Raw genomic sequence first — 5,220 nt, forward strand, 5'->3', positions numbered from 1 at the left:
CTTTTAACACGCTGTTGAGTTCTCAAGAAACGGACACCCACCGCGCTCGGCCCGCTCTCGCGGCCCTCGCTCCGGGGCAACCCTTCTAACTTACCAGGATCTTCGTCCCTGTCAACCGGCTCTCGCGAGTCGATCTTCAGAGTCGGCGCCCGCCCTCCCGAGCGGCTTCCACAGACGGTGTGATCCGTCTTCGGAAGATCCTCGGAGGAGTCCCTCGGGCCGGCCACCTCGCGGTGTCCTGCATCCCGTCCGGGCTTGCCATTCCAGAGTAACTCGATCCGAAGCGTGCTTCGAACCGTTTTCCGTCCGGGTGGCTTCCCCGGGGCCGTCCGCCTGTCGGCGTCCCGCATCCCTCGGGGCAGGAAGAACATTAGGCAGACCCGGACCGATCGTCAAATCGAACCGTCCACTTCGGCGGTGCCTGCCGGAAACCTGCTGGTCACGTGCTCGTACGGCGTCGCCGTCAGCCGTGCGTCAGGGGGACGTCAGCGCTGCGGTGCGGCTGTGAGGCCCGTGTCAGCGACGTCGCCGACGGTGGTCGACGTCACAGCGAACGACATGGAAGGCACGGGGATGGACGACGTGATACGCACCGAGGCGCTGCGGAAGCGTTTCGGGGAGACGCGGGCCCTCGACGGCGTGAGCATCGGGGTGCGGCGGGGCACGGTGCTCGGGGTGCTGGGGCCGAACGGGGCCGGGAAGACGACCGCGGTGCGGGTGCTCGCGACGCTGCTCAAGCCCGACTCGGGACGTGCCGAGGTGTGCGGCTACGACGTCGTGCGGGACGCGGTGCGGGTCCGGGCGAAGATCGGGCTGACGGGGCAGTACGCGTCGGTCGACGAGGAGCTTTCGGGGACGCAGAACCTCGTGATGATCGCGCGGCTGCTGGACCTCGGGCGGGCGGAGGCCAAGGCTCGGGCGCGGGAGCTGCTGGAGCGGTTCCGGCTCACGGAGGCGGGGCCGCGCGCGGTCAAGACGTACTCCGGCGGGATGCGCCGGCGGCTCGACCTGGCGGCGAGCCTGATCAACCGGCCGGAGGTCATCTACCTGGACGAGCCCACGACGGGCCTCGATCCGCGTGCGCGCAACGAGGTGTGGGAGACCGTGCGCGATGTCGTCGCGGACGGGGCGACGGTGCTGCTCACGACGCAGTACCTCGAGGAGGCGGACGCCCTCGCGGACCGGATCGCGGTGTTCGACCACGGCCGGGTGATCGCGGAGGGGACGTCGGGCGAGCTGAAGGGACGCGTGGGGCGGCAGACGCTCGCGGTGCGGGCGGCGGAACCGTTCCGGGCGGAGCAGCTCGCCGCCATCGTGGCGGAGGTGACCGGCGCGCGTCCGGACGTGCGGGCGGCGACGGGGATGGTGACGGCGCCGGTGAGCGATCCGGGGGTGGTGTCGGTGCTGGTGCGGCGACTGGACGAGGCGTCGCTCGCGCCCGCGGAGCTGGCGGTGCGGATGCCGAGCCTGGACGAGGTGTTCCTGACGTTGACGGGCCATGTCGCCGAGGGCCCCGCGGCGGAGCCGGTCCGGGAAGGGAGCCTCGCATGACCGCGGTCACGGTGAACGCGGTCGAGCCGCCCGCTCGCGTCGGGCCGCGGCGGACGCTCCGTCACGGGCTGACGCTGGCGTGGCGGAACGTCTCGCAGCTCCGGTACTCGCCGGAGAAGCTGCTCGACACGACGTTGATGCCGATCGTGTTCCTGCTGTTGTTCCTGTACGTGTTCGGCGGCGCGGTCGCGGGCGACACGAAGTCGTACCTGCAGGTCCTGCTGCCCGGGCTCGTGGCCCAGATGGCGATGTTCTCGACGATGGGGCTGGGGGTGGCGCTGAACGAGGACATCCATCGCGGCGTGTTCGACCGGTTCCGCAGCCTGCCGATCGCGCGGAGCGCGCCGCTGATCGGGACGGTTCTGGGGGACACCGTCCGGTTCGTGGTCATGATGACGATCCTGCTGGGGTTCGGGACGGCGCTGGGCTTCCGGTTCCACACCGATCCGCTGTCGGTGCTGGCCGCGATCGCGCTCGCGTACGTGTTCTACCTGGCGGTGTGCTGGGTGTCGGTGCTGGTGGGGCTGGTGGCGCCGAGCCCGGAGACGGTGCAGGGCATCGCGATGATCTGGGTGATGCCGCTGACGTTCGGCAGCAGCGTCCTGGTCCCGGACACCTCCACGATGCCGGGCTGGCTCCAGGCGTGGACGGACGTCAGCCCGGTGACGCATCTCGCGGACGCGGTGCGGGCGCTCACGATCGGCGGGCCGGTGGGGAACCACGTCTGGATCACGCTGGCGTGGGCCGCCGGGATCGTCCTGGTGTCGTTTCCGCTGGCCGTCCGCATGTACGCGCGGCGCGCCTGACCGGGCGGCCGGATCAGCCGGCCGGGTCGAGGCGCGCACCGGCGCGTCCCAGCCCGGCCGCCGCGTCCGTCCCGTCTCCGGCGTCCGGGCGGGCGGACGTCGCCATGCCGGGCGCACGGGCGAGGAACTCGGCGCGGCCGGCGGCCCGTCCGCGCCGGTAGGCGGCGTCGAACGCGGCCGCGCCGAGGGCGTTCGCGGCGGACTCGGTGATCCGCCGGTCGTCGTAGGATCCGGCGTCGCGGTAGCCGCGCAGCGTGCACGCGGTGCCGAGGAGTTCGGCGGCGCGGGCGTGCTCGCCGCGGGCGTCCGCGTGGGAGGCGAGGCCCTCGGCGAGGACGGCGAGGGTGGGGTTGCCGGCGAAGACGTCGCCGTCCAGGTCGCCGACCGCGAGGCGGTGCCAGCGGGCGGCGGCGTCGAGGTCGCCGTCCTCGTCGGCGAGGCAGCCGAGGCGCATGTGGGCGCGGCGCGCGACGAGGGCGACGTCGGGACGGTACCGCCGGGCGGTCTGCTCGTGGACGCGTTCGGCGAGCGCGCGGGCGGCGTCCCGGTCGCCCTCCCAGAGGGAGAGTTCGCTCAGGGCGAGGGCCGCGGTGCCGGCGTCGGCGAAGTCGCCGCGCTCCTCCATGGCGTCCATGGCCTGCTGGAGGTCCTTGCGGGCGCCGGCCAGGTCGCCGGTCCGCATCCGCACTTCGCCGACGAAGACGAGCATCATGACGCCGGCGTCCGCGCCGATGCCGGACGCGCCGAGGTTCTGCGCCTCCTCGGCGAGTTCGAGGGCGGCCGCGAGGTCGCCGCGGGCGATGTCGACCTGGATCTGGCAGCCGAGTGCGCCGAGCAGCCCCCAGCGGTCGCCGATCTCGCGGAACCGGGCGCAGCCGGTGGCGGCCTCGGCCGCCGCCGCGTCGATGTCGCCGACGTTGATCGCGATGTGGCCGCGGAGGACGTGGGACACGGCGCGCACCCACTCGTCCGAATGGTCTTCGAGCCTCTTCAGGAGGCGGCGGGCCCCGTCGTTGTCCCCGGCGAAGACGGCGCGGATCGGGCGGGCGAGCGCGAGCAGGGGGTGGCGCGGCATTTCGGGGACGGCCCGGACGAACCGGTCGACGGCGGCGTGCAGCGACTCGATCGTCGGGCCTTCGCCGGAGGAGAACTGCGCCATGATCCCGGTGGACAGGACGGTGAGGGCGTGCTCGTCGGCCAGGTCCGGCGGGGGGACGTCCCCGGCGAGGTCGTGGACGGCCCGCGCGAAGGCGCCCGCCTCCAGCTCCATGTCGCGCATGAACCAGAACCACATGAGGGAGCCGAACAGGCGCAGCGCCGTCTCGACGTCCCGGGCGTCGACCGCGTGCCGCAGCGCGGCGGACAGGTTGTCGCGTTCGGCGAGCAGCCGCTCGATCCAGTCGAGCTGGTCGGCGCGGCGCAGCTCGGGGTCGGCGCGTTCGGCGAGGTCGAGGAAGCAGGCGGTGTACGCGGCGCGGACGCGCCGCGCCTCACCGGCCTCCTCCAGCCGTTCGCCCGCGTAGACGCGGACGGTCTCCAGCAGCCGGTACCGGACGTCCGCGCCGCCGTCCGCGAGGACGAGCGACTTGTCGATCAGCGCGGCGATCACGTCGAGGACGTCGTCGGGCGCGGGGGCGTCCGGGGCGTCGAGGCCGCAGACGCGGACGGCGGCGTCGGGCGCGGCGCCGCCCGCGAACACCGAAAGCCGGCGCAGGACGGCGCGTTCGACGCCGTCGAGCAGGTCCCAACTCCAGTCGACGACGGCGCGCAGGGTGCGGTGCCGGGGCAGCGCGGCGCGGCTGCCGGCGGACAGCAGCCGGAACCTGTCGCCGAGGCGGGCCGCGACCTGGCCGGGGGTGAGGGCGCGGAGCCGGGCGGCGGCCAGTTCGATGGCGAGGGGGACGCCGTCGAGGGCGCGGCAGATCTCGACGACGTCGCCGACGGTGCCGGTGTCGACCGCGAAGCCGGGGCGGACGGCGGCGGCCCGGTCGGCGAACAGCCGGACGGACGCGTACCGCAGCGCCTCGTCCGGTTCGGGCGCGCCGTCGGCGGCGGGCGGCAGCGGGAGGGACGGGACCGGGCACAGCGCCTCGCCGGTGATGCCGAGCGGCTCACGGCTGGTGGCGAGGATCCGGAGGCCGGGCGCCCGCGCGAGGAGGTGGTCGGCGAGCCGGGCGACGGAGTCGACGAGGTGCTCGCAGTTGTCGAGGACGAGGACGAGGCTCTTGGCGGCGAGGAAGGCGGTGAGCCGTTCGACGGGGTGCGCGGGCGGCCGGGCGTCGGGGTTCCACACCGGTTCGGCGGCGCCGAGCGCGGTGAGGACGGCCTGGGCGAGGTCGCCCGGGTCGCTGACCGGGGCGAGCGGGACGAACCAGACGCCGTCCGGGGTGCCGGCGACGTGCGCCGCGGCGATCTCCCCGGCGAGGCGGGTCTTGCCCGCGCCGCCGGGTCCGGTGAGGGTGACGAGCCGGTGCTCGCGCAGCAGCTCGCCGACGCGCCGCGACTCCTCCTCCCGGCCGACGAAGGTGGTGAGCTGCGCGGGCAGGTTCGTCCGCCGCCGGGCGGCGGGGGCGGGACGGTCCGCGGCGGGACCGGAGCCGTTCGCGGACGCGTCGGCGGCGTCGTCGTCGCGCAGGATCGCCAGGTGGGCTGCGGCGAGTTCGGGGGACGGGTCGGCGCCGAGCCGGTCGGCGAGGGCGCGGCGGGTCTCCTCGTACGCGTCGAGGGCGTCGGCGCGGCGCCCGGCCGCGTGCAGGGACCGGACGTAGTGGGCGCGGAGCCGTTCGCGCAGCGGGCTCGCGGCGGCGACGCCCGCGAGTTCGGCGGGCGGGGCCGGCGGGCGGCCGGCGCCGCGGTCGGCGTC

3 protein-coding genes are annotated in these 5,220 nt (G+C 74.7%); 2 read left to right on the forward strand and 1 reads right to left on the reverse strand.

Annotation, left to right across the window (positions count from 1 at the left end; translation table 11 throughout):
• Positions 1-573: 573 nt before the first annotated feature.
• Positions 574-1,551, forward strand: a complete 978-nt coding sequence (locus tag ACFQ11_RS36995) for an ATP-binding cassette domain-containing protein (RefSeq protein ID WP_378307505.1) — start codon at positions 574-576, stop codon at positions 1,549-1,551.
• Complete coding sequence (locus ACFQ11_RS37000; protein WP_378307507.1) at positions 1,548-2,357, forward strand: ABC transporter permease; 810 nt, start codon at positions 1,548-1,550, stop codon at positions 2,355-2,357. Before ACFQ11_RS36995 ends, ACFQ11_RS37000 begins: the two co-directional genes overlap by 4 nt.
• Positions 2,358-2,370: 13 nt before the next feature.
• Here the strand turns inward: ACFQ11_RS37000 and ACFQ11_RS37005 are convergent.
• On the reverse strand, positions 2,371-5,220 hold a 2,850-nt coding region (locus ACFQ11_RS37005), incomplete at its 5' end, for an ATP-binding protein (RefSeq protein ID WP_378307509.1).

Source organism: Actinomadura sediminis, from assembly GCF_042675525.1.
Taxonomy (GTDB): Bacteria; Actinomycetota; Actinomycetes; order Streptosporangiales; family Streptosporangiaceae; genus Spirillospora; species Spirillospora sediminis.

Excerpts from the sequence above, each read along its gene's own strand:
- ACFQ11_RS37000 (WP_378307507.1), top strand. The coding sequence starts at position 1,548 with ATGACCGCGGTCACGGTGAACGCGGTCGAGCCGCCCGCTCGCGTCGGG.
- ACFQ11_RS36995 (WP_378307505.1), top strand. The coding sequence starts at position 574 with ATGGACGACGTGATACGCACCGAGGCGCTGCGGAAGCGTTTCGGGGAG.